The 23,320-nt window shown below is 62.8% G+C and carries 22 protein-coding genes and 1 pseudogene; 14 read left to right on the top strand and 9 right to left on the bottom strand.

Annotated features, from left to right (window positions below; translation table 11 throughout):
• Positions 1-313 precede the first annotated feature (313 nt).
• From GTP44_RS03010 to GTP44_RS03000, 3 genes are all read left to right on the top strand, one after another.
• Positions 314-1,096, top strand: coding sequence for a DNA/RNA non-specific endonuclease (locus tag GTP44_RS03010; RefSeq protein WP_161018265.1), 783 nt, complete (start codon positions 314-316; stop codon positions 1,094-1,096).
• Positions 1,093-1,341, top strand: coding sequence for a hypothetical protein (locus GTP44_RS03005; RefSeq protein ID WP_161018264.1), 249 nt, complete (start codon positions 1,093-1,095; stop codon positions 1,339-1,341). The genes GTP44_RS03010 and GTP44_RS03005 overlap by 4 nt, the downstream gene beginning before the upstream one ends.
• A gap of 97 nt (positions 1,342-1,438) precedes the next feature.
• Positions 1,439-3,157 (top strand): DUF4214 domain-containing protein, encoded by a 1,719-nt coding sequence (locus tag GTP44_RS03000; RefSeq protein ID WP_161018263.1) that lies wholly within the window; start codon positions 1,439-1,441, stop codon positions 3,155-3,157.
• Here the strand turns inward: GTP44_RS03000 and GTP44_RS02995 are convergent.
• Positions 3,154-4,146: a sensor domain-containing diguanylate cyclase gene (locus tag GTP44_RS02995; RefSeq protein WP_202423954.1), complete on the bottom strand. Its 993-nt coding sequence runs from the start codon at positions 4,144-4,146 to the stop codon at positions 3,154-3,156. The two genes, GTP44_RS03000 and GTP44_RS02995, sit on opposite strands and share 4 nt — an antisense overlap.
• Positions 4,147-4,164: 18 nt before the next feature.
• Positions 4,165-4,941, bottom strand: coding sequence for a sensor histidine kinase (locus GTP44_RS02990; protein WP_161018262.1), 777 nt, complete (start codon positions 4,939-4,941; stop codon positions 4,165-4,167).
• A gap of 141 nt (positions 4,942-5,082) precedes the next feature.
• Between GTP44_RS02990 and queE the strand changes: the two genes are divergently transcribed.
• The 9 genes from queE (at position 5,083) to GTP44_RS02945 (ending at position 13,188) form a co-directional block, all read left to right on the top strand.
• Complete coding sequence (gene queE / locus GTP44_RS02985; protein WP_161018261.1) at positions 5,083-5,718, top strand: 7-carboxy-7-deazaguanine synthase; 636 nt, start codon at positions 5,083-5,085, stop codon at positions 5,716-5,718.
• A gap of 16 nt (positions 5,719-5,734) precedes the next feature.
• Positions 5,735-6,184 carry a 6-carboxytetrahydropterin synthase QueD gene (queD, locus tag GTP44_RS02980; RefSeq protein WP_161018260.1) on the top strand — a complete coding sequence of 150 codons (450 nt, stop codon included), beginning with the start codon at positions 5,735-5,737 and terminating at the stop codon, positions 6,182-6,184.
• The gene (tadA, locus tag GTP44_RS02975) at positions 6,174-6,656 is read left to right on the top strand and encodes a tRNA adenosine(34) deaminase TadA (protein WP_161018259.1); all 483 of its coding nucleotides are present in this window, start codon (positions 6,174-6,176) and stop codon (positions 6,654-6,656) included. Before queD ends, tadA begins: the two co-directional genes overlap by 11 nt.
• Before the next feature lie 50 nt (positions 6,657-6,706).
• Positions 6,707-7,651 (top strand): alpha/beta fold hydrolase, encoded by a 945-nt coding sequence (locus GTP44_RS02970; RefSeq protein WP_161018258.1) that lies wholly within the window; start codon positions 6,707-6,709, stop codon positions 7,649-7,651.
• Positions 7,652-7,661: 10 nt separating this feature from the next.
• A complete protein-coding gene (locus tag GTP44_RS02965; protein ID WP_161018257.1) occupies positions 7,662-8,582 on the top strand; it encodes an LD-carboxypeptidase in 921 nt (306 codons plus the stop codon).
• Positions 8,583-8,731: 149 nt separating this feature from the next.
• Positions 8,732-10,333, top strand: a complete 1,602-nt coding sequence (locus tag GTP44_RS02960) for an ABC-F family ATPase (RefSeq protein WP_160990387.1) — start codon at positions 8,732-8,734, stop codon at positions 10,331-10,333.
• A 6-nt stretch (positions 10,334-10,339) separates the two neighbouring features.
• Positions 10,340-11,494 (top strand): quinolinate synthase NadA, encoded by a 1,155-nt coding sequence (gene nadA / locus GTP44_RS02955; RefSeq protein ID WP_161018256.1) that lies wholly within the window; start codon positions 10,340-10,342, stop codon positions 11,492-11,494.
• Positions 11,491-12,357, top strand: a complete 867-nt coding sequence (gene nadC / locus GTP44_RS02950; RefSeq protein WP_161018255.1) for a carboxylating nicotinate-nucleotide diphosphorylase — start codon at positions 11,491-11,493, stop codon at positions 12,355-12,357. The genes nadA and nadC overlap by 4 nt, the downstream gene beginning before the upstream one ends.
• A 51-nt stretch (positions 12,358-12,408) precedes the next feature.
• Positions 12,409-13,188: a substrate-binding periplasmic protein gene (locus GTP44_RS02945; protein WP_160990390.1), complete on the top strand. Its 780-nt coding sequence runs from the start codon at positions 12,409-12,411 to the stop codon at positions 13,186-13,188.
• On the opposite strand, the gene GTP44_RS02940 is transcribed toward GTP44_RS02945, so the two are convergent.
• Entirely contained in the window at positions 13,175-13,714 is a 540-nt protein-coding gene (locus tag GTP44_RS02940; protein ID WP_160990391.1) for a GNAT family N-acetyltransferase, read from the bottom strand. The genes GTP44_RS02945 and GTP44_RS02940 overlap by 14 nt on opposite strands.
• Positions 13,711-15,321: an L-aspartate oxidase gene (nadB, locus tag GTP44_RS02935; RefSeq protein ID WP_160990392.1), complete on the bottom strand. Its 1,611-nt coding sequence runs from the start codon at positions 15,319-15,321 to the stop codon at positions 13,711-13,713. The genes GTP44_RS02940 and nadB overlap by 4 nt, the downstream gene beginning before the upstream one ends.
• 165 nt (positions 15,322-15,486) lie before the next feature.
• Here nadB and GTP44_RS02930 point away from each other — a divergent pair, with 165 nt between their 5' ends.
• Together GTP44_RS02930 and GTP44_RS02925 are read left to right on the top strand one after the other, a co-directional pair.
• Positions 15,487-17,097 carry a TIGR03013 family XrtA/PEP-CTERM system glycosyltransferase gene (locus GTP44_RS02930; RefSeq protein WP_161018254.1) on the top strand — a complete coding sequence of 537 codons (1,611 nt, stop codon included), beginning with the start codon at positions 15,487-15,489 and terminating at the stop codon, positions 17,095-17,097.
• Complete coding sequence (locus tag GTP44_RS02925; protein WP_161018253.1) at positions 17,097-18,158, top strand: SDR family oxidoreductase; 1,062 nt, start codon at positions 17,097-17,099, stop codon at positions 18,156-18,158. The genes GTP44_RS02930 and GTP44_RS02925 overlap by 1 nt, the downstream gene beginning before the upstream one ends.
• Here the strand turns inward: GTP44_RS02925 and GTP44_RS02920 are convergent.
• From GTP44_RS02920 to GTP44_RS02905, 5 genes and pseudogenes are all read right to left on the bottom strand, one after another.
• Positions 18,115-19,506 carry a SpoVR family protein gene (locus GTP44_RS02920; protein ID WP_161018252.1) on the bottom strand — a complete coding sequence of 464 codons (1,392 nt, stop codon included), beginning with the start codon at positions 19,504-19,506 and terminating at the stop codon, positions 18,115-18,117. The two genes, GTP44_RS02925 and GTP44_RS02920, sit on opposite strands and share 44 nt — an antisense overlap.
• Positions 19,503-20,624, bottom strand: a complete 1,122-nt coding sequence (locus GTP44_RS02915) for a DUF444 family protein (RefSeq protein ID WP_161018251.1) — start codon at positions 20,622-20,624, stop codon at positions 19,503-19,505. The genes GTP44_RS02920 and GTP44_RS02915 overlap by 4 nt, the downstream gene beginning before the upstream one ends.
• A gap of 1 nt (position 20,625) precedes the next feature.
• A complete protein-coding gene (locus tag GTP44_RS27800) occupies positions 20,626-22,101 on the bottom strand; it encodes a serine protein kinase (protein ID WP_371867130.1) in 1,476 nt (491 codons plus the stop codon).
• Positions 22,102-22,223: 122 nt separating this feature from the next.
• Positions 22,224-22,418: pseudogene (locus GTP44_RS27795) on the bottom strand (serine protein kinase); the annotation flags it as partial.
• A 349-nt stretch (positions 22,419-22,767) separates the two neighbouring features.
• Positions 22,768-23,181: a hypothetical protein gene (locus tag GTP44_RS02905; protein ID WP_160990429.1), complete on the bottom strand. Its 414-nt coding sequence runs from the start codon at positions 23,179-23,181 to the stop codon at positions 22,768-22,770.
• Positions 23,182-23,320: the final 139 nt, after the last annotated feature.

Here is a 23,320-nt window from a genome sequence, read left to right as displayed (position 1 = left end):
GGCTACGCGGTAACGTTGCAAGAAAGGGCATGGTGCGTCAGGTGGTCTGCGGTGGCGTTGAGTATGTCACACCCGACCTGCCGTCACAATGCGCGCTGTCGCCATGCCACAGTCCGCTTGCCCACTGCAATCCGCTTGCGAAGCTGTCGTCACATGCTGTATACTTGCAATAAGCTTTAAGCAATATGCAACAAAAACATTGCCTTGGTAGGGCTGGATGTTCGGAAGGGCTGGTGTTCGATTGAACGCAAGCCCTTTTTGTTTGCCTGGGGTTTCGCTAGAATGCGGCGACCTTTTTTTGCCCCAGGAAATTATGTATCGGATCCAGCGCGCCGTGGCGCTTACCACACTGGCTTGCGGCCTGTTCGCCGCCAGCCTCGCCGCCGCCGGCGAATGCCCGGCCCACTATGTCGATGGCCGCCTGCCCGAAATCAGCAATACCAAAATGACGGCCGCCACCACCGAGCTGTGCTACGAGGTGTTCGGCGTCATGCACTCGGGCATTACTCGCACGCCACTGTGGTCGGCCGAACATCTGACCGCGCAAAACCTTGCATCGGCGAAGAATCTGTCGCGGGAGAACTCCTTCCACCCGGAATCGCGCTTGCCGGCCCAGGCCCGCGCCGAACTGGCCGATTACGCCCGTAGCGGCTTCGACCGTGGCCACATGGCGCCGAACGGCGACATGCCGGACCGGACCTCCCAGCACGAGAGTTTTACGCTGGCCAATATGGTCCCGCAGGATGCCGAGGTCAACCGCCATATCTGGGCCGGTATCGAGGGCGTGGTGCGCAAGATGGCGCAAAAGGAGGGTGACTTGTATGTCATTACCGGTCCGGCCTTCATCGGTGGCAATCTGCAGAAAGTCGGCAATGTGCTGGTGCCGACGCATTTGTATAAACTGGTGTACAGCCCGCGTCAGGGCGCCGGCGCCGCGTTCTTTATCGCCAACCGCGCCGATGCGCAATATGAAACCTTGAGCATCGCCCAACTGGAAGAGAAGGTCGGCATCAACTTGTTGCCATCGTTGACGCCGGCGCAAAAGGCGGTGGTGCTGCGCCTGCCTAACGTGCGACAACGCAAGGAGAAGAAATGAGCAAATTTATTCCCTACAAGAACGAATCGGACGTGCTGCACATCGGCGGGCTGATGATTGAGAACCGCCTGGACCGCATCACCATCAGCGGTGATATCGACCTCACCGCCGACCAGGCCGGCCTGGCGGACGCCCGCGCGCTGGGTCAGTTGCTGGTGGACGTGGTGGCCAAACTGGAAGCCCAGTCCCTGCCGGCTCGGCTGCCGCCGGCCGCCAACACCATCGTTGCCAATCCATTCGAGTAGGGCGTTGCTGCTAGGCACTTTTTTGCCTGGGCAGCGAGTGGTGCCGTGATGAATGATGCTATTCTGCATCTACGTTTTTCACCGTGCAGATTGCGCCATGAGCCTCACCACTGGAAATAATTCGATCGATGCGCTGGTGTATTCCAGCTGGAATGCCCAAGCGGGCCAGGCCGTCATTTTGACTTACAGTTTCCTGACCGCCGTGCCAGCCAGTGCCTCGACGGACGATGCGAACGGTTTCGCGCCGATGACGGCAATTCAGATGGCGGGCGTGCGCACGGCGATGGCGGCTTGGGCCGCCGTGGCAAACATCACGTTCCGGGAGGTGGCGTCCGGCGGCGATATCGAGCTGGGCACCAATGACCAGGGCCAGAGCAGCAGCGGCTATGCTTACTTGCCCGATGGTCGCCATTACTCAACGCCGCTGTATTTGAATAACACGGTGCGGGAAAATGCGAATTTCACGGCAGGCACGTTTGGCTTGTCGGTGCTGATCCACGAGCTGGGCCATACGCTGGGTCTGAAGCACCCGGGTGACTACGATTCGACCGGTGGCCAGGTCGATGGACCGTTCCTGCCGAGCGCCACGGACAACCTCGACTATACGCAGATGTCGTATCACCAGGGCGCCGGCTACAAGCTGAACGGATTGTATGGCAGCACGCCGATGTTGTACGACATCCAGGCCATGCAGTATCTGTATGGCGCCAACATGAGCTATCACACCGGCAGCGACACCTATCGCTTTGTCAATGGCTCGGCGCTGCAAACCATTTGGGATGCCGGCGGCACCGACACCCTGGACTTCTCGGCAACCACCGGCTCCACCCTCATCAACCTCAATGCCGGCACCTTCAGTTCCACCGCGCCCGGCTACAACAATATCTCGATCGCCTACAACGTCACCATCGAGCGCGCGATCGCCGGTAGCGGCGGCGCGACCATTTATGCCAATGCGGCCGGCAACGTCATCATCGGCGGCGCCGGCAACGACGTGATTTATCTCGGCGCAGGCAGCGATCGGGTCACCGGCAAAGGCGGTTCGGACACCGTGGTGCTGTCTAAGGTGCTGTCGAGTTACCTGCTGGGCGGCACCTTGGGCAATTTGAGCGTCAGCGGCGAGGGCGTCGACACGCTGACCGGCATCAGCAAGCTGCAGTTCAGCGATACCGCCATCCAACTGTCCAACTACGCTTCGCTGCTGGTCGGCTCGGACAATAACGATGTGTTCAGCGCCACCGCCGGCAATCAGCTCATCTCCGGCGGTCCCGGCCGCGACACGCTGGTGCTGAGCGGTAACGAAAGCGGCTACAAGCTGGCTTCGAGCGGTTCGGCGGTCACGCTCACCGACCTTGCTGAAACGAATGGCAGCGACTTCCTGACGGGCGTCGAGCGGCTGAAGTTTGCCGATGGCATGGTCGCGCTGGACACGCTAAGCGGTGCCGGCTCGATCTATCGGCTGTACGGTGCCGTGCTCAACCGCGCGCCGGAGAAGGTTGGCATGGGCTACTGGATAAGCGCGATAGACCAGGGCATTAGCCTGAATCGGATTGCCGAGGACTTCATCAGTAGCCCCGAGTTCACCGCCTTATATGGTGCCAACCCCGCCAACACGGCTTTTCTGACCGCGCTGTACAGCAACGTGCTGCACCGCGCGCCGGATGCGGCCGGCTTGCAGTACTGGGAAGCGGCGATGGCGAGTGGTAGCGCCACGCGCAGCGAAGTGCTGACCGGATTTTCGGAGTCGCCGGAGTACGCCGGCATGATGGCGCAGGTGATCGGCGCTGGCATTTCCTACACACCCTACACGGGCTAAGACGACGCGCCCGGCAGGCTGATGCGGTTGCGGCCCATGTGCTTGGCGCGGTACAGCGCCGAATCGGCCGTCGCCACCAGCTGGCTGGGATCGGTTTCCGGCGCGGCCAGGGCGGTCGCCGCGCCGATACTCACCGTCACCACATGCTGTTCGCAGCCCAGGTTGGGCAGCCGTAATTGCTCGACCCGGCAGCGGATGCGCTCGGCCACGATGGCCGCGCCTTTCAATGACTGGTTCGGCAGGATCACCGCGAATTCCTCGCCGCCATAACGCGCCACCAGGTCGTTGGTGCGCATCTCGCTCGCCACCGCGCTGGCGATGCGTTGCAGGCACTCGTCGCCGCCGAGATGGCCGTAGGCGTCGTTGTATTGCTTGAAATTGTCCACGTCCACCATCAGCAGCGACAGCGGCTGCGGGTTGCGCAGCGCGCGCTGCCATTCGGCGTTCAGCGTGTCGTCGAAGCAGCGGCGGTTGGCCAGGCCGGTCAGGCCGTCACGCGTGGCCAGCTGTTCCAGCGCCACCTGCGCGCGTTTCTCGTCGGTGATGTCGCGCAGCGTTTCCGCCACCGCCACCAGCTTGCCGTGGCTGTCGAAGATCGGGCTGGCGTCGGCCGCCAGGTAGCGGCTGCGGCCGATGCGCGGCATGTCGCACCAGTTTTCCGCGCACAGGTTGTGGTCGGCATCGCTGCGCCGGCCGTGCTGGCGGAACAGTCGATGCAGGTCGGTGGCGTCGCCCTGGATCACCAGATCGGCCAGCGTCGGGCGTTGCTCGTGGTAGAAGCTTTTCCAGTGGTCCGCGGTGCCCAGCACTTCCCACGCCGCCGTGCCGGTCAGCCGCTCACAGGCGCGGTTCCAGATGATGACCTTGCCAGCGAGGTCGAGGACGAAGGTGGGTATCACCAGCAATTCCATCAGCTTGAGGGCGAAGCCGTGCTGCTGGTCTGCCTGCGAAAACTCCATCAGGTGCTGAATTTTGGGTGTTCCTGTCATGGCGGGCCTTGGTCGTTATCAGGGAAGAGGAAAGGACATGCTGAGGGCGGTGCCGGCGCCGGGCGTGCTGGCGATGTCGAACCGGCCGCCGGCCTCGGCGACGCGCTGGGCGATGCCGCGCAGGCCGTGTCGGCGACGTCCGCCGTCGAGGGCTTGCTGCCGCGGCAGACCGACGCCGTTGTCACGCACCGTGAGATTGATGCTGCGGCCCTGGCGACAGAAGGCGACGCACACTTCGGATGCCTGCGCGTGACGCACGATATTGCTCAGCGATTCCTGCAGCACGCGGTAGACCACGTTGTCCATGCCGCCACTGGGCGTGGCGGCGAAGGCGCCCGGCGCGGCGTCAAGCCGGCAGCGGATGCCGCTCAGTTGGGTAAATTCGGCAATTTGTTGCTGGACCGCGCCTTCCAGACCGGATTCCAGCGCTTCGGCATGTAAATCGTGGACAATGGAGCGCATGGCGCGGGTGGCTTGCTGCTGCCGTTCCTCCATCCGCGCCAGTTGCGGGCGCAGGGCCGGATGCTGACGGGCCAGTGTGCCGGCCTCCAGGCCGAGCGCCAGCAAGTGCTGGCCGAGATCGTCATGCAGGTCGCGCGCGATGCGGCGTCGCTCGGCATCGCGCAACGATTGCTGGCTGGCGGCGAGGCGCGCGATCTGCTGACGCGCTTCGGTCAGTTCGTGCTGCATGACCAGGCACTGTCGCCACCACAGCCACAGGGCGGCGGCGCACACCAGCAGGCCGGCGCAGGCGCCAATGACGTCGATTTCAAGCAGGGGCGGGGCGTAGCGCATGATGTACCTCCCAGGATGGACCCACGAGCTACCTTAGCTCGCTGACCTGGTGAAAGCATTGTGGAAAGTCAACTTCTGTTGCTGCTTTCCGGAAATGTGTGGCGTGAGATATAATCGAGGGTTGTCCTATCAGGAACTATCGTGACTTACAGCATCAAAGAGATTTTCTACACGTTGCAGGGGGAGGGCGCCCACGCTGGCCGTCCGGCGGTGTTTTGCCGCTTCGCCGGCTGCAACCTGTGGACCGGCCGTGAAAGCGACCGCGCCAGCGCCATCTGCCAGTTCTGCGACACCGACTTTGTCGGCACCGACGGCGAAGGCGGCGGCAAGTTCAAATCGCCGGAGGAACTGGCCGCGACCATCAACGCGCTGTGGCCGGAGAGTTATACCGCCAGCAAGTATGTGGTGTTCACCGGCGGCGAGCCGCTGCTGCAGCTGGATGCGCCGCTGATCGACGCCATGCACGCGGTCGGCTTCACCATCGCCATCGAAACCAATGGCACGCTGCCGGTGCCGGAAGGCGTCGACTGGATCTGCGTCAGCCCGAAGATGGGCTCGGAACTGGTGGTGAAGAAGGGCAGCGAGATCAAGGTGGTGATTCCGCAGACGAATCAGGATTTGTCCGTCTACGAACAGCTGGATTTCGAGAATTTCTTTGTTCAGGCGATGGACGGCCCGCTGGCCGAGTTCAATACCAAGCTGGCCATCGACACCTGCAAGCGCAACCCGAAGTGGAAGCTGAGCTTGCAAACCCACAAACTTTTACAGATACCTTGAATTTAGGCTTTACCTCATGCTGACCATTACCCGCAAGCTGGAATTCGACGCCGGCCACCGCATCCCCGACCACAAGAGCCAGTGCCGCAATCTGCACGGCCACCGCTACACGCTGGAAATCACGCTGACCGGCAATATCATCGACGTTGAAGGCAACTCCGACAACGGCATGATCATGGACTTCTCGGACATCAAGGCGCTGGCCAAGGAACACCTGGTCGACGTTTGGGACCACGCATTCATCGTCTACGAGAAGGACCATGCCGTACGTGAATTCCTGGCGACGTTGCCCGACCACAAAACCGTGGTCATCGACCGCATTCCGACCGTGGAAAACCTGGCGCAGGTGGCCTTCGGCATTCTGAAGGCGGCCTACAAAGACCGCTACGGCACCGGTCTGCACTTGCACAAGCTGGTGCTGCACGAAACGCCGAACTGCTGGGCAGAAATCACCGATGGCGTCTGACGCCTACATGCGCCTGGCGCTGGAACAGGCGCAACAGGCGTGGAACCTGGGCGAGGTGCCGGTCGGCGCCGTGGTCGTCAAGGATGGCGAGGTGATCGCCGTCGGCTGCAACCAGCCGATCGGCAAGCACGATCCGACCGCGCATGCGGAAATCGTCGCGCTGCGCGCGGCGGCGGCGAAATTGGGTAACTATCGCTTGCCCGGCTGTGAACTGTATGTGACGCTGGAACCGTGCGTCATGTGCTCGGGCGCGATGATGCATGCGCGCCTGGCGAAAGTGGTGTTCGGCGCCGCCGACCCGAAAACCGGCGCTTGCGGCTCCGTGGTGAATCTGTTCGAGCAGGCGCAACTCAATCATCACACGGAAATCGAAGGCGGCGTGCTGGCCGACGAGTGCGGCGCCATGCTGAAGCAGTTTTTCGCCGCGCGCCGCGCCGCGCTCGCGGCAGCCAGACGCGCCGTGCCGGAGTAAAAGTGGTATGCTCGATCCCAAGTATTTGAATGGGATGGAGGGACCTCGCTTTGGCTACCGCGCATGCAAACGGCATCACGATTGCCTACGAAACCAGTGGTAATCCGCATGATCCGCCGGTGCTGCTGATCATGGGGCTGGGGATGCAGTTGATCGCCTGGCCGCGGGATCTGGTGGATGGGCTGGTTGAGCAGGGCTACTACGTGATTCGCTTCGACAACCGGGATATTGGGCTGTCCACCAAACTTCATCATCACAAAAAGCCGAGCCTGTGGCGGGCGTATCTGAAATCGCTGCTGGGCTGGAAGCAGGCTGTTCCTTACACGCTCAACGATATGGCGGACGATGCCGCCGGCTTGCTCGATGCGCTCGGCATCGACCGGGCGCACATCATCGGCATGTCGATGGGCGGCATGATCGCCCAGATATTCGCGTCGCGCTTCGCGGGGCGCACGCTCAGCCTGACTTCCATCATGTCCAGCAGCGGCCGGCGCGGTTTGCCCGGCCCGACGCCGGCGGCGCGCATGGCGCTGATGCGGCCGCCCGCCTATCCCGCTAACCGTCACGAGGTGGTGGAGCGGGGTGTGGCGATCTTCCGGCTGATCGGCAGCCCGTCTTTCCCGACGCCGGAACGCGCGCTGCGTGCCGCCATCGAGCGAGCGCTCGACCGCAGTGTCAGCCCGGACGGCATGGTGCGCCAGCTGTTGGCCATTGTCGCGAGTGGCGACCGCACGCCGCTGCTGCGCAAGATCCGTTGTCCGGCGCTGGTGATCCATGGCGCGGCCGATCCGCTGGTCCCGGTGGCGTGCGGCATCGATACCGCGCAGGCGATACCGGGCGCGCGCCTGCATATCATCGAGGGCATGGGCCACGATTTGCCGGCGCAACTGACCGAACGTCTGCTGGCCTTGCTGGACCAGCACCTGCGCGGTAATATGACGCCGGACCTTCCTCCGCTGACGGCGCATCGCGCGGGCAGCGGCACACATCACTGACAGAGATATTGTGAGCACTTCGACTATCGGTATCGCGATTGCGGCGCCCAGCGGCCGCCCGCCTGACAACGACGCTTTCCTGCAAGGCGTGCAACGGCTGGAGCGGCAGGGCTTCCGGGTTCACAACTATTACGACGACGACAAGAAATTCCAGCGCTTCGGCGGCACCGACGCGTGGCGTCTGGCGCAACTGAACGCGGCGGCGTCCGATCCGCAGGTCCAGCTGGTGATCGCGCTGCGCGGCTCCTACGGCATGTCGCGCCTGCTGCCGATGATCGATTTTCACAAGATGGCCGACAGCGGCAAGCTGTTTGTCGGCTACAGCGACTTCACCGCCTTTCAGATGCCGTTGATGAAGCAGACCGGCCGGATCAGTTTCGCCGGGCCTATGATCTGCGATGACTTCATTCGTCCGGAGCCGGTGGAGTACACCTTGCGCCAGTTCTGGGATTGTCTGCGTGGACCGACGCACGCGGTGCGCGGCGCGGTGGCGGAGGGCGGGACGGATAACCCGCTGGTCAATGTCAGCGGCCGGCTGTGGGGCGGCAATCTGGCGATGATGGTCAGCCTGCTCGGCACACCGTATTTTCATGTGCTGGAGGATGGCATCTGCTTCATCGAGGATGTCGGCGAGCATCCGTACCGTGTGGAACGCATGGTGCTGCAACTGTTCTACGCCGGCGCGCTGGACGGCCAGCGGGCGCTGGTGCTGGGCGACTTCTCCGCCTACAAGCTGAATCCGATGGACAATGGTTACGACTTCGAGGCGATGGTGGCCTATTTGCGCGAGCGGCTGCCGATGCCGGTGCTCACCGGCCTGCCGTTCGGTCACATCAAGGAGCGGGCGACGCTGCCGTATGGCGGTCTGGCGCATCTGGTTTCCGGCGAGCGTGCTTTCGAGCTGACCATCAGCGACTATCCGACGTTGTAGTCAGCCCTTGGGGAGGGCTGGGTGATCAGGGCCTGAGGTGGTTCAATTGGTGTAAGTGCTTGTTTTGTATGGCATAACACGCAAAGCGCCTGGTGTACTGTATAATCTCGCCTTTCCGCTATACCCATTCTGCAAGGTCCAATTCCACAATGCTCTCTACAGCAAACATCACGATGCAATTCGGCGCCAAGCCGTTGTTTGAAAACATCTCCGTCAAGTTCGGCGATGGCAACCGTTATGGCCTGATCGGCGCCAACGGTTGTGGCAAGTCCACTTTCATGAAAATCCTCGGCGGCGACCTCGAACCGTCGGCCGGCAACGTGATGCTGGATGTGAACGAGCGTCTGGGTAAGCTGCGCCAGGACCAGTTCGCCTATGAGGAAATGCGCGTGCTGGACGTGGTCATGATGGGTCACACCGAGATGTGGGCCGCCATTTCCGAACGCGACGCGATTTACGCCAACCCGGACGCCACCGACGACGACTACATGCGCGCCGCCGACCTGGAAGGCAAAGTGTCCGAGTACGACGGCTACACCGCCGAATCGCGCGCCGGTGAGCTGCTGCTGGGCGTGGGCATCGCCATCGACCTGCACCAGGGGCCGATGAGCGCCGTCTCGCCGGGCTGGAAACTGCGCGTGCTGCTGGCGCAGGCGCTGTTCTCGAATCCGGACATCCTGCTGCTCGACGAACCGACCAATAACCTGGACATCAACACCATCCGCTGGCTGGAAGATGTGCTCAACGAGCGCAACTCCACCATGATCATCATCTCCCACGATCGCCACTTCCTGAATCAGGTGTGCACCCACGTGGCGGACATGGACTACGGCACGCTGAAGATCTATCCGGGCAACTACGACGACTACATGCTGGCATCGACCCAGGCGCGTAACCAGCAGCTGGCCAACAACGCCAAGGCGAAAGAGAAAGTCGCCGAACTGCAGGACTTCGTGCGCCGCTTCTCGGCCAACAAGTCCAAGGCCCGTCAGGCGACGTCGCGCGCCAAGATGATCGACAAGATCAAGGTGGAAGATATCAAACCATCGTCGCGCGCCTATCCGTTCGTGCGCTTCGAAGGCGAGAAGAAGCTGCACCGCCTGGCGGTGGAGACCGAAGGCCTGAGCAAAAAATACGACCGCACACTGTTCAATAACTTCAGCATCATGGTGGAAGCGGGCGAGCGCATTGCCATCATCGGCGCCAACGGCGCCGGTAAGACCACGCTGCTGCGCTGCATCGGCGGCGAGGACATCACCGGTCTGAACGCGGATCACGGTACCGTCAAGTGGGCGGAAAACGCCAACGTCGGCTACATGCCGCAAGACCCGACTGAGGATTTCGCCAAAGAGATTACGCTGACCGACTGGATGGGCAAGTGGACCAAGGAGGGCGACGATGATCAGGCGGTGCGCTCGATCCTCGGCCGGCTGCTGTTCGGCGGCGACGAGGTGAAGAAGTCGGTCACCGTGCTGTCCGGCGGTGAGAAGGGCCGCATGATGTACGGTAAGCTGATGCTGGGCCGTCACAACGTGCTGCTGCTGGACGAACCGACCAACCACATGGACATGGAATCGATCGAGTCGCTCAACATCGCGCTGGACAAATACGCCGGCACGCTGGTCTTCGTTTCGCACGACCGTGAATTCGTGTCGTCGCTGGCGACCCGCATCATCGAGATCAAAGACAATGAAGTCGTCGATTTCCGCGGCGGCTACGAGGATTATCTGACCAGCCAAGGCATCGATTAAACCACCATGCAAGCCATCGAGATCAAACCCGTCGAGTATGAGCATCCACAAGACGGCGCCAGCTGCGTTGCCCATGCGTGGGCGCGCACGCCAGCGACTCCCAGCGCCGAACAGCGCGTGGAACTCAAGGAACGTATCAAGCGCCTGCTGAAGGAAAAGCAGGCGGTTCTGGTGTCGCACTACTACGTGGACGCCGATCTGCAGGATCTGGCTGAGGAAACCGGTGGCTGCGTTTCCGACTCGCTGGAGATGGCGCGCTTCGGCCGCGATCATCCGGCCAAAACGCTGATCGTCGCCGGCGTGCGCTTCATGGGCGAAACCGCCAAGATTCTGAGCCCGGAAAAACGCATCCTGATGCCGGACCTGGACGCCACCTGCTCGCTGGATCTGGGCTGCCCGGCCGATGAATTCACCGCCTTTTGCGATCAGCATCCGGACCGCACGGTGGTGGTGTATGCCAACACCAGTGCCGCCGTCAAGGCGCGCGCCGACTGGATGGTAACGTCGTCGATCGGCCTGGAGATCGTCAAGCACCTGCACGAGCAGGGCAAGAAAATTCTGTGGGCGCCGGACAAGCATCTGGGCTCCTACATCCAGAAGCAGACCGGCGCCGACATGCTGCTGTGGCAGGGCTCCTGCCTGGTGCATGATGAATTCAAGGGCGTTGAGCTGGACCTGCTGAAGGCGCAGTATCCGGACGCCAAGGTGCTGGTGCACCCGGAGTCGCCGGCCAATGTGGTGGCGCTGGCCGATGTCGTCGGCTCGACCACGCAGATCATCAACGCCGCCGTGACGATGGACGCCGACACCTTCATCGTCGCCACCGACAACGGCATTCTGCACAAGATGCAGGCCGCCGCGCCGAACAAGCGCTTCATCGTCGCGCCGACCGCCGGCAACAGCGCCACCTGCAAGAGCTGCGCGCACTGCCCATGGATGGCGATGAACGGCCTGCAGAATCTGGCCGACCTGCTGGAGAATATCGACAGCCCGGCGATCAGCGCTGCCAATGAAGTCTTCGTCGATGCGGAAGTCGGCAAGCAGGCGGTGACCTCGATCACCCGCATGCTGGACTTCGCTGCGGCCAGAAAAGCCAAGGTGCAGCCAGGTCCGGATCTGGCGCAAGAAGCACAACTGTTTTCGGGAATCGGTCCGGCATGAGTACTCTGATCAACAAATTCGCGCCGTTTGATGACGCATTGAAGTCGGCTTTCGAGGCCAATCTGTTGGCCGCGTTGCTGGAAGACGTGGGCAGTGGCGACCTGACCGGCCTGCTGGTGCCGGAAGGCGGTCGCGCCAAGGCGCGCGTGATCGTGCGCGAAGACGCGGTGCTATGCGGCGCGCCGTGGTTTGAAGGCGTGATGAACTGCATGCAGGCCGGGATCGAAGTCGGTTGGCGGTATGCGGAAGGCGATTTGATGAAGGCCGACAGCGTGGTCTGCACCATCGAAGGCCCGGCGCGCGCGCTGCTGACGGCGGAACGCGGCGCCCTCAATTTCATGCAGCTGCTGTCCGGCGTGGCCACAGCCACCCGCAAGTACGTGGACGTTATCGCCGGCACCCGCGCCGCGATTCTCGACACCCGCAAGACCTTGCCGGGTCTGCGCCTGGCGCAGAAGTACGCGGTGCGCGTGGGTGGCGGTCAGAATCAGCGCCTGGCGCTGTACGACGGCATCCTGATCAAGGAAAACCATATCGCGGCGGCGGGCGGCATCACCAATGCGGTGCTGGCGGCCAAGGCGCTGAACAAGGGTGTGTCCATCCAGGTGGAGGTGGAATCGCTCGATGAGCTGAAGGAAGCACTGGATGCCGGCGCCGTCTCGATCCTGCTGGATAACTTCAGCACCGATATGATGCGCGAGGCGGTGACGCTGAACACCGGTCGCGCGTTGCTGGAGGCTTCCGGCGGCATCAACTTCGATACCGTGCGCGCGATTGCGGAAACGGGCGTCGACCGCATCTCCATCGGCAGCCTGACCAAGGACATTCGGGCCACCGATTATTCTTTGCGCATCGTCGGCTAAGCCGCGTAGAATAAAACGAAGGACGCCGGATTCCCGGCAGAGGAGGACCGCTTGCGGAATGCACGTCGGTTGTATTTGACTGGCCTATGCGGCATGGCGCTGAGCGCGCTGCCGTTTTTGTCATTTGCACGCCCACCAGCGGTGCGCGAGCTGGTGGCCGCCGGCACCCGCAACGAAGGCATCTTCGAGCGCAACGACAACGGCGAGTTCTCCGGCATGGCGGTGGAGTTAATCCGGCTGCTGGCGCAACGCCACGGCTATCAGGTCCGTTTCCAGATTTATCCGTGGCGCCGTGCGCTGGAAGTGGTCGCCGGCGGCCAGGCCGACATACTGGCGGCGGCATACAAGACGCCTGAACGGCAGCGGGTCATGCGCTACAGCCAGCAGGATTTCTTCCGCGATGAACTGGCGTTTTACGGGCGTATCGACGGCTTGCCGCTTTGGCAGGGAGACTATGCGTTGCTGGAAGGGCGGCGCATCGCCGTCATCAACGGCTGGAGCTATGGTCCGGCATTCGCCCGCGCCGCACCGCAACTGCTGATCAGTGTGACCAATACAGTGGCCAACGGCTTGCGCATGCTGGAACGCGGCCATGTCGAACTGTTTGCCTCCAACCGGCGCGATACCGAACCGGCGTTGACGGCGCTGGGCCTGCAGGACAAGGTAATGGCGCTGGCGCCGCTGATCGATGTACAGCAAGCCTACTTCACTTTTCCGCTTACGCCGCGTTACCCCGAGCTGACGGCGCAGATGGATCAGATGTTATTGGAGATGAAGAAGAATGGCGAGCTGCAAAAGCTGGCGCGCCGCAATGGCGCTATACCGCCTTGATCGACTTGCGCATTTTCGATAGCGGGACTTTGACGTCGCCTTGCAAAGTGATTTCGATCGGTTCAACGACCTCGAACCCGCAGGCGGTGTACAGTGGCACACCGGGCATGGTGGCTGCCAGTTCCAGCGTGTGAAAGCCGCCGGCGGCGGCAGCCTCGGTGCAGTGTTGCAGCAGCATGCGACCCAGGCCTTGTCGCGCCGCCGATGGCTCGACGAAGAACGCGCGGATGCGCGCCGGCTCGGTGGCCGGGTCCAGCAGCGGATCGGCGCCTTGCTTGGTGCGGTCGGCGCCGAATAGCGTGCTGCGTTTGCTCCAGCCGCCACATGCCGCCAGCCGGCCATCTTTCTCGATGACGAAGTAGGTCTGATCCGCCACCAGTTGGGTGTCCACGCCAAACACGTAACGCGTTACCGCTTGCGCCTGCTCGGGCGTGTAAAAACCCGCGCTCAATTCAATGCCGGAGCGCGCGATCAGCGCCTCCATGGCGGGAATGTCGGCGTGCGTGGCGTGGCGGACCGCGATCATTTTCGTGCCGGCGGCGTGAGGATGGTCGGCAAGGCCTTGGCCAGCGTTTCCGGATAATCGCGGCTGAAGTGCAGGCCGCGGCTTTCACGGCGCAGCAGGGCGCTGCTGACGATCAGGCTCGCCACGTCGACCAGGTTGCGCAACTCCAGCAGATCGTGCGTGACGCGGAAGTTGCGGTAGTACTCGTCGATTTCTTCCTTCAGCATCGTGATGCGGTGCTGGGCGCGCTCCAGGCGCTTGGTGGTGCGCACGATGCCGACGTAATTCCACATGAAACGGCGCAGCTCATCCCAGTTGTGCGAGATGACGACTTCCTCGTCGGCGTCGCTGACGCGGCTTTCGTCCCAGTCCGGCAGATAAGGCACTTCGCCTTTTTCCTTGGCGGTGATGTCCAGCGCGCAGGCGCGGCCGATCACCACGCATTCCAGCAGCGAGTTGCTGGCCAGGCGGTTGGCGCCGTGCAGGCCGGTGCAGGCGGTTTCGCCCACCGCGTACAGGCCGGGCAGGTCGGTGCGGCCGTGCATGTCGGTGACCACGCCGCCGCAGGTGTAGTGCGCGGCCGGCACCACCGGAATCGGTTCCTTGGTGATGTCGATGCCCAGCTCCATGCAGCGGGCGTAAATGGTCGGGAAGTGCTCGATCAGGAATTCGGCGGACTTGTGGCTGATGTCCAGGTGGACGTAATCCAGACCGCGCTTTTTGATCTCAAAGTCGATGGCGCGCGCCACCACGTCGCGCGGCGCCAGTTCGGCGCGCTCGTCATGCGCCAGCATGAAGCGCTGGCCGGCGGCGGCGCCGGCTTCCGGCGGCAGTTTGAGCAAGCCGCCTTCGCCGCGAATGGCCTCGGTGATCAGGAAGGACTTGGCGTAGGGGTGATACAGGCAGGTCGGGTGGAACTGGATGAATTCCATGTTCGACACGCGGCAGCCGGCGCGCCAGGCCATGGCGATGCCGTCGCCGCTGGCGGTGTCTGGATTGGTGGTGTACAGGTACACTTTGCCGGCGCCACCGGTACACATCACCGTGTGTTCGGCCGCAAAGGTGTGCACCTGGCCGGTCTTCTCGTCCTGTACATACAGGCCGTAGCACTTCGGCTGGGCGTTTTTCTTTGCCGGGTGGACTTTGTCCGAGGTAATCAGGTCGATGGCGCAATGGTGTTCGAACAGGGTGATGTTCGGGTGGGCGCGCACTTTTTCTTCCAGCGTGGTCTGCACCGCGTTGCCGGTGGCGTCGGCGGCGTGGATGATGCGGCGCTGGCTGTGGCCGCCCTCGCGGGTCAGGTGAAAGCCCAGTTCCGCCGATTCGTCGCGGGTAAACGGCACGCCTTGCTCGATCAGCCATTCGATCGCTTCGCGGCCATGCTCGACGATGTAGCGGGTGGCGCCTTCGTCACACAGGCCGCCGCCGGCGATCAGCGTGTCGTCGATGTGCTGGTTGTGGCTGTCACCGGAGTCCAGCACGGCGGCGATGCCGCCCTGGGCCCAGTTGCTGGCGCCGTCCTTCAGGGCACGTTTGGAAATAATCGCTACGGTACGCGTCTCTGCCAGATGCAGGGCGACTGACAGGCCGGCCAAGCCGCTGCCGACAATTGCAACATCAAATTTCATGATTACGTCGTTACTCGAAGGTAAATGAACCATGACTATAGTCCATTTGTCACAGTTCCGTCATAAAAAGCCCTTCTGACGACGGGGATTGCGTGACGGTTGTGTAGGCTCAAAGTGGCGTTGCAGCGCTTGCGCATCATGAAAGCTCCTTTTTGGGAGCGTATCGTGATCAGGATCTTTCATCATTATGTGTCGAAGATAGCCTTCATGCTGTTGCTGCTGGAGCTATGTATTCTGCTTGCCGCCGCGGTCGCCAGCGCGCCGTTGTGGTTGTCGAACCAGAGCCAGCTGTATCTGCCGGCGTTGGCGTTTGCGCTGGTGATGGTGTTCAGCATGGGCACCTTGGGCATGTATCAGCACGATCAATCGCGTGAACATATCAAAAGCACTTGCCTGCGCATCATGCCGTCCTTCGTGCTGGGATTTTGTCTGATGCATTTGCTGGCGGTGCTGTTGCCGGCGATGCAACTGGGACGGCCGGGCAGCATGGTGTTTCTGCTGAGCGGCGGCGCCGTGCTGCTGGCGCGGCTGGTGGTGTTCACCTCGGCGCAATCGAGCATGCTGGAACAGCGCCTGATTATCGTCGGCGATGGCGCCCTCGCGCGAGAATGCCTGGCGCTTGCCGGCAGCAGCGCCGGTTTTCATCCATTTCGCGTGGTGGGCTTCGTGCCGGTGCAGGGGGAGATGCGGGCGGTGCCGCCCGCCATGTTGCTGCCCGCCGACCTGCCGCTGCTTACGTTGGCGCGGCGCTACGCCGCCGACGAAATCGTGGTGACGGTGAGCGATCGCCGCAACGGCGCCTTCCCGGTGCGCCAGTTGCTGGAGTGCGCGCTGGGCGGCGTACCGGTGACCGACGCCGCCAGCTTCTTTGAACGCGAAGCCTGTCAGATCCGGGTGGATTCGCTGCAGCCCAGCTATCTGATTTTTGGCGGCGGCTTCGATCAGAGCCTGTTGCGCGCCACCGTCAAGCGGCTGTTCGACCTGTTGGCCAGCGCCGCCATCGTTGTACTGGCGGCGCCGGTGATGCTGTTCACCGCGCTGGCGATCAAGATCGAGGACGGAGGTCCGGTGTTTTACCGGCAGGAGCGGGTAGGCCGCGATATGCGTCTGTTTAAGGTACTGAAATTCCGCAGCATGCGCCAGGATGCGGAGCGCGATGGCCGGCCGAAATGGGCAGAGCAGGACGATCCGCGAGTGACTGCGGTCGGGCACTGGATACGCAAGCTGCGCATCGACGAACTGCCGCAGATGCTGAATGTGTTCAAGGGCGAGATGAGTTTTGTCGGGCCGCGGCCGGAGCGGGCGTATTTCGTCGAGCAGTTGTGCGAGCAAATTGCGTATTACAACGTGCGGCATGGGATCAAGCCTGGCATCACCGGCCTGGCGCAGGTACGCTACCGCTATGGCGCGTCGGTGGAGGATGCGCTGCAAAATGTGCTGGGCTTGAGCTTCAAGGAGAACTGTCCGGACCTGCGCAATTCCAAGGTGGCCGACCTGATCCACGAGCTGGAATCCTACGGCCTGCACGTTCACGTGCACGATCCCGTCGCCGATGCCGACGAGGCCTTGCACGAATACGGGGTGCAACTGGCGGCATGGGAAGACCTGCCCGCTGCGGAAGCCCTGATCTGCGCCGTCGCGCACCGCGAACTGATGGCGCGGCCGCTGTCGCAGATGCTGACGAAAGTCGCGCCTGGCGGCTGCTTCATCGACCTCAAGTCGCAATTTGATCCCACGCCGCTGCGCGAGAGCGGTCTGAGCGTATGGAGGCTGTGATGAGCGACTACGAAAACGGCACGTCCGACACCTGCGCCTATCAACTGGTGCGCGAGCATCTGCAGAATGCGCAATATCGCTGGGTGATCACCGGCGTGGCGGGCTTTATCGGTTCCAACCTGCTGCAATCGCTGCTGGAGCTGGGCCAGCGCGTGGTGGGCGTGGACAACTTCCTCACCGGCTATCGGCACAATCTGGACCAAGTGTGCGAGCTGGTCGGTCCCGGCGCCTGGCGCAGTTTCGAGCTGATCGAAGGGGACGTACGCGACATGGCTGTCTGCCGCCAGGCATGCGACCGCGCCGATTACGTGCTGCATCAGGCGGCGCTAGGCTCGGTCGGCCGCTCGCTGGACGATCCCTTGCTGTGCAACGACATCAACATCACCGGCCAACTGAACGTGTTCGAGGCGGCCCGCCATGCCGGCGTCCGGCGCGTGGTGTACGCCGCCTCCAGCGCCACCTATGGCGACCATCCGGGACTGCCGAAGCAGGAACAGCATATCGGCTGCGCCTTGTCGCCGTATGCGCTGACCAAGTACGTCAATGAGCTGTACGCCGGCGTCTACGCGCGTTGCTACGGCCTGGAAACCATCGGCCTGCGCTATTTCAACGTGTTCGGTCCGCGCCAGGACGCCAACGGCGCCTATGCCGCCGTGATTCCGCAATGGATCGCGGCCATGATCGGCAAGCGGCAACTGGTGATCAACGGCGATGGCGAGACCAGCCGTGATTTTTGCTACGTGGCCAACGCCGTGCAGGCCAATTTGCTGGCGACCATGACCGTTAAGCCGGCCGCGGTCAATCAGGTCTACAACGTGGCGCTGAACGCGCGGACCAGCCTCAACGAGTTGTACCTGCTGCTGCACGAGCTGCTGGTCGAGCGGCATGCGCATCTGCGCGACTATCAGCCGCAGTACGCGCCGTCCAGGCCTGGCGACGTGCGCCATTCGCAGGCCGACATCGCCAAGGCAACGAGTCTGCTGGGCTACGTGCCGACCCACGATCTGCGGCGTGGTCTCAGGCAGGCTTTGCGCTGGTACGAGCAGAATCTGCCGGTTTGACTTCGACCGAGCGCGGCGCCCCTCGAAAGTCCACGGTGCGCAGCGTCATCGGCCGGCGCCAGACGCGCGCCACGTAATGCATCACCTGCTCGGACTGCGCCAGGTCCAGCCCGCGGCCGTCACGGGCATGATCGTGGCGCAGCACCAGGCTGAAATCATCGTTCATCTGTTCGACCACAATGCACGGCGCGCCGTAATTGTACTTGGGGGCGAGTATGGCTTCGCGTACCTCATGGATGTCGCGGCTCAGCACGCGGGTTTCGCCGTCCTTGCGTTCCTGGTAGCTGAACAGATCGAGCTTGTCCGCCAATGCCGGGCTCAGATAATTGCGGATGAAGCCGAAATCATCCTCTTCGGCGCAGACGCGGCGCGCCGCCTCAATGCCTTCGCGCTCGATGATGTCTTCCCAGATGCAAAATCCCAGGTGGTAGGGATTGATGGACAGCGCCAACTGCTGTTCGTTGTCGTAGGGCCGCACCACGTCGGAATGAGCGCGCAGCGCTTGCAGGTACAGCTCATGCGGCAGGAAATCGGCCTCGCGCAGCAGCCGCGCGTGCCAGTAGGAGGCCCAGCCCTCGTTCATGATCTGGCACGCGTGGACGGGGAAGAAGTAGAAGGCTTCCTCACGCACGGCCAGGAAGATGTCGCGCTCCCAGTCCTGCAGTTCCGGCGCGTAGTGGGCGATGAACCACAGTAAATCCTGCTCTGGATGCGGCGGTATCGCGCGCCGGCTGGGAGCGGCGGGAATGGGCGTCGGCTCGCCGGGTAACTGGTGGTAGCGCTGGCGGAAGGCGTCCTGCCGCGGTGGTGGCGGCTGGTCTTGCGGTGGCGCGGAGTAGGGCGGCCGGTACAAGCGCTGATGCACGTCGATGTGCGGCTCCAGCGCCAGCGCCGCGTCCAGCACGGTTTCGACCGCTTGCTGGCCGTGGCGTAACAGTGCGTTCTCCAGATTGTGGGCGCGGGCGGCGCTCTGTTCCAGGATATGGCCGCCGGCCATGCGCATGAAGCGGGCGAACAGCTCGTTGCGCTTGACGAAGTCGGCGTGGCCGATCACATGGGCGGTCACCAGCGCGTTTTCCGCCAGCGAATTGCGGTCCATCATGTAGGCGCGGCAGGGATTGCCGGGAAACATCACCTCGAAGATGCGCGAGTGTCCCATGTTCTGATGCAGCAGTTGATGAATGTAGCGCAGACCGAACGACCAGTGATGCATGCGCACCGGCATGCCGTAGACGGCGATCTCCAGCATGAAGTTCTGCGGCACCAGTTCGAAATCGACCGGATAGTAATCCAGCCCCAGGCTTGCGGCCAATGGCTGCAGCTGTTCGGTGTAGTCGTCGAGGTTCATGTTTGCGCCTGACGGATCAGGAACTGGCGGATGGCGGTGAACACATCGTCGCCGCTGGTCAGCACCACGGTGGACATCGGCCACCCCTGACTTTCGCCTTCTCTCCACAGACGGCTCATTTCGGTTTCCTGAATACGCGGCATGCCCGGCAAGGTTTCCACGTAGCCCAGGTAGTTGACTTGCTGCGCCAGGGTCCCCAGCAGCAGCTTGGCGCTGCCGCGGTCTTCCGAGAAATTGTCGCCATCCGAGGCATAGAAAAGGTAGCTGTTCCAGCCGGCCGGGGCGTAGCGCTGTCCCAGCAATTCCAGCGTCAGCTTGAAACCGGTGGACGCCATCGTGCCGCCCATGCCGCTGGCTTCGAAGAAATCGCCTTCGTTAAATTCCCAGGCCTCGGCGGCGTGGGCAAGAAAACGGATGTCGATGCGCTGGTATTTGCGGCGCAAGCCTTGCAGCGCGAGAAAGAAAAACGTTTTGGCCAGCCGGCGCTCGGCGGTGGTCATGCTGCTGGAAACGTCCAGCATGAAAAACACCACCGCGTTGCAGCTCGGCTTGGGCTGTCGCACCAGCTGGTGGAAACGCAGATCGTCGTTGGTGAAGGCGGCCGGTGCCGCTTGCACGGCGCGCCGTTTGACGGCTTCCTTGACGGTGCGGCGGCGGTCCAGCCTGGAGCGGGCGCCGCGCTTGTCCCAGCCGGCGCGCACCATGTCGGTGTCGTCGAGCGTGGCGTTGCCGCGCGGTTCCAGTTGCGGTAGCGCCAGGTCTTCCCATAACCAGTCCATGATGTCGTCGATGGCAAACTCCATCAGCAGTGTCATGGCGCCGCTGTCGTTGCCGGCGCCTTTGTCGTCGTCATCGAAGTAGGGTGAACGCAGGATGTCGCCCGGCTGGCCCGGTCCCTGGCCGGCGCCGGCGTGCGCATAGTCGTCGGACAGGCGAAAGCGCGCATGCTCCAGCAACTTGACCGGCACCTGCACGCCACGCTGGCCATTGCCGGTCATCAGGTCCGGCGATGAGATGGCGTCCGGCAGGTGCGCGCGGACCGCGTCGCGCACCTTGTCGTTGTGGCGCAGCCAGTCGCGGGCGCCGCGTGAGAACAGGTCGTACCAGTCGGTGCGCATATCACTCCTGTGCCAGCAAGGTGGTGACGTAGTTCAGCGCTTCGCGCGCGCCATGGCGGTCGTAGCCGTATTCGTCCACCAGGCGTTGCTCGACGGCGGAAATCTTGGCCCGCACCTCGTCGTCGGGCCGCTTGGAGGAGCTGACCAGCCGCAGCACGTCGCGCCGCTGCTCAAACAGATAGTGTTGCAGGGCGTCCCGCAATTGCGCGTGGCTGCCCAGGCCGAAGCGCTCGCCACGCTTGTAGGCGCTCATCGCCTTGCGCACCACTTCCTGGCGGAACGATTGCTTGCCGGAGTCGGAAATGTGGATTTTTTCCTCTACCGCGCGCAGGAAGCGCTCGTCCGGGCGACGCTCCTCATTGGTGATCGGGTCCTTGACCTGGCGGTTGTCGAGCATGGCTTCCACCTCGTCCAGGTATTTGTCCAGCAGGTCGGCGACCTCCTGCTCGAAGGACACGAACAGCGCCTTGTGCACATCCTCCTTGACCCAGCGGTTGTAGAACTCCTTGCGGGTCAGCACCAGATAATCGATCCAGCGCCGCTTGCGGGCGGACTCGATGCGCGCATCGCTCTCGATCGCATCCTTCAGCGCCAGCAGCAAGTCCATGGTGCTGATGCTGTGGCGCTCGGACTGGATGATCGCGTGCGACAGGCCGTTGATGACAAAGCGCGGCGATACGCCGGACAAGCCTTCGTCGGGTGCCTTTTCCTTGTTGCGCACGCGTAGCGCTTCCGCCTGGTGAACGCCATCGACTTCCTCGCCGCCGTGAAGGCGCACCCGCTTGGCGAGATCGGCATCGCGCTCCTCGCCCTCGTGCAGCCGGCTCAGCACGGCGAAGACGGCTGCCGCATGCAGCACGTGTGGATCGAGGTGGACGTCGCGGAAGGCCGGCGCCGACAGGATCAGCTTGCGGTAAATGCGCGCCTCCTCGCGGTAGCTGAGCGTGTAGGGCACCTGCACGATGACCATGCGGTCCAGCAGGCCCTCGTTCTCGCTTTCCTGCAAAAACTTGCGGAACTCGGCAAGATTGGTGTGCGCCAGGATGGTCTCATCGAGATAGATCAGCGGAAAGCGGGCGACCTTGACATTCTTTTCCTGCGTCAGCGTCAGCAACAGGTAGAGGAACTCGCGTTTGACCTTGAGGATCTCGATCATTTCGAGCAGACTGCGGCTGGCCGCGTACACCGTGCCGGACCACGACCAGGCGCGCGGATCGCCCTCGTCACCGAACTCCGCCACCCGCGACAGATCGACCGAGCCGACCAGATCGGCCACGTCGGCGGTATTTGGATCGTGCGGCGCGTAGGTGCCGATGGCGCTGCGTCCGGCTTCGGAAATGAAGATGCGCTCGACCGGCATGCGCAGGAAGTCGCCGCCCAGTTCATGCTCCAGCCGCGCGCGGCAATGCGGACACAGTTCGCCAGTAATGTCGACACCATAACTGTCTCGGAACCCGGCGCGCAGGGTGTGCGGCACCAGATGCAGCGGCGATTCCCGTACCGGGCAGCCGGCGATTCCCGTACCGGGCAGCCGGCGATGCCGTACATGGCGCCGGCGTCGGTGTAGCTGTATTCCTCCAGGCCGCGCTTTAATCGGATCACCAGTGTCGATTTGCCGCCCGATGGTGGTCCCAGCAGCAACAGCAGGCGCCGGCCGACTTCCGAGCCGGCGGCGGCGGCCTTGAAGTAGTCGGCCACCCGAGCCAACGCGTCGTCGATGCCGAACAGCTCGTCGGCAAACAGTGCGCAGCGCAGCTTGCCATCATCGCCTTCCTTGCCGCTCCAGCGCAGCATGTCCCAGATATACTGGTGCGAGCTGCGCGCGAACTGCGCCGGCGCCGCCGGTAAAACCTGCTCCATGAAGTCGGCCAGACTGCCGCTCCAGTGGCCGGCGTGGTGCTGCCGTGTGAAGGCCCGCAACTGGTCACGAAACTCTTCCTGCGCTTGGGTATGTGCCGCGTTATCCATCGTCGCCTTTCCTCCGCAAACTAGGAGTATCGGTGCTCGGCGGATGGCTCAGATGATCTGCCTCAAACGAAAAAACGGAACTTCCACAAATGCCGCCAGCACTACAAGCGGCTCATAAGAAAAAAGCCGCGGCACCTGAACGGTGGGCGGCTTAGTCGCTTAGCGTGGAATCAACTCAGCGGGCAATGTAATTGGCGGTTGCCGCTTCCTTGATGATGCGGCCGGCGTTCAAGGCGGTGCCGCCGGTGATGGCCACGCCTTCACGCTCCATGCCGACCAGGCCGACAGCCGCCTGAGCATCGCCCGCGCTGGCGGCGCGCTCGAACAGTTGCAGGGCTTCGCGGCGCTTGTCCGGGTGGGACAGGTAGCGCAGCGCCAACTCGCGCTGGGCCACCGGCGAGCCTTGGTCCGCCCATTCCTGCAGGCGGCGCTCGGCGGCTGGCTGACCGGCCGGGCCCATTTGCATGGCCGCAGCTTCGATCACCGTCGACGAAGGGATGGCATCTTCTTGAGCCTGGCAAGCGATCAAAGCGCCGACGCTGACGAGCAGTGCCGATATCAATACACCAGACTTGTTGAATAATTCCATAAATAATTTACCTTAGATTAAAGCCGCCACACTGATTCTGCGGATTCTCGATGCGATGCACCATTATACTTGCGTTTGGGCAAATTGTCACTTACGCAATAACATTCATCATGAAACTCATGCATCCGAATTCTACAAA

The organism is Duganella lactea (assembly GCF_009857505.1).
Lineage (GTDB): Bacteria > Pseudomonadota > Gammaproteobacteria > Burkholderiales > Burkholderiaceae_D > Rugamonas > Rugamonas lactea.
Note: the sequence above shows the minus strand (reverse complement) of the source record. Positions and strands in the feature narration are given on the sequence as shown.

Coding starts and splice junctions, on each gene's coding strand:
- GTP44_RS03010 (WP_161018265.1), top strand. CDS start 314: ATGTATCGGATCCAGCGCGCCGTGGCGCTTACCACACTGGCTTGCGGC.
- GTP44_RS03005 (WP_161018264.1), top strand. CDS start 1,093: ATGAGCAAATTTATTCCCTACAAGAACGAATCGGACGTGCTGCACATC.
- GTP44_RS03000 (WP_161018263.1), top strand. CDS start 1,439: ATGAGCCTCACCACTGGAAATAATTCGATCGATGCGCTGGTGTATTCC.
- GTP44_RS02995 (WP_202423954.1), bottom strand. CDS start 4,146: ATGACAGGAACACCCAAAATTCAGCACCTGATGGAGTTTTCGCAGGCA.
- GTP44_RS02990 (WP_161018262.1), bottom strand. CDS start 4,941: ATGCGCTACGCCCCGCCCCTGCTTGAAATCGACGTCATTGGCGCCTGC.
- queD (WP_161018260.1), top strand. CDS start 5,735: ATGCTGACCATTACCCGCAAGCTGGAATTCGACGCCGGCCACCGCATC.
- tadA (WP_161018259.1), top strand. CDS start 6,174: ATGGCGTCTGACGCCTACATGCGCCTGGCGCTGGAACAGGCGCAACAG.
- GTP44_RS02960 (WP_160990387.1), top strand. CDS start 8,732: ATGCTCTCTACAGCAAACATCACGATGCAATTCGGCGCCAAGCCGTTG.
- nadA (WP_161018256.1), top strand. CDS start 10,340: ATGCAAGCCATCGAGATCAAACCCGTCGAGTATGAGCATCCACAAGAC.
- nadC (WP_161018255.1), top strand. CDS start 11,491: ATGAGTACTCTGATCAACAAATTCGCGCCGTTTGATGACGCATTGAAG.
- GTP44_RS02940 (WP_160990391.1), bottom strand. CDS start 13,714: ATGATCGCGGTCCGCCACGCCACGCACGCCGACATTCCCGCCATGGAG.
- nadB (WP_160990392.1), bottom strand. CDS start 15,321: ATGAAATTTGATGTTGCAATTGTCGGCAGCGGCTTGGCCGGCCTGTCA.
- GTP44_RS02925 (WP_161018253.1), top strand. CDS start 17,097: ATGAGCGACTACGAAAACGGCACGTCCGACACCTGCGCCTATCAACTG.
- GTP44_RS02920 (WP_161018252.1), bottom strand. CDS start 19,506: ATGAACCTCGACGACTACACCGAACAGCTGCAGCCATTGGCCGCAAGC.
- GTP44_RS02915 (WP_161018251.1), bottom strand. CDS start 20,624: ATGCGCACCGACTGGTACGACCTGTTCTCACGCGGCGCCCGCGACTGG.
- GTP44_RS02905 (WP_160990429.1), bottom strand. CDS start 23,181: ATGGAATTATTCAACAAGTCTGGTGTATTGATATCGGCACTGCTCGTC.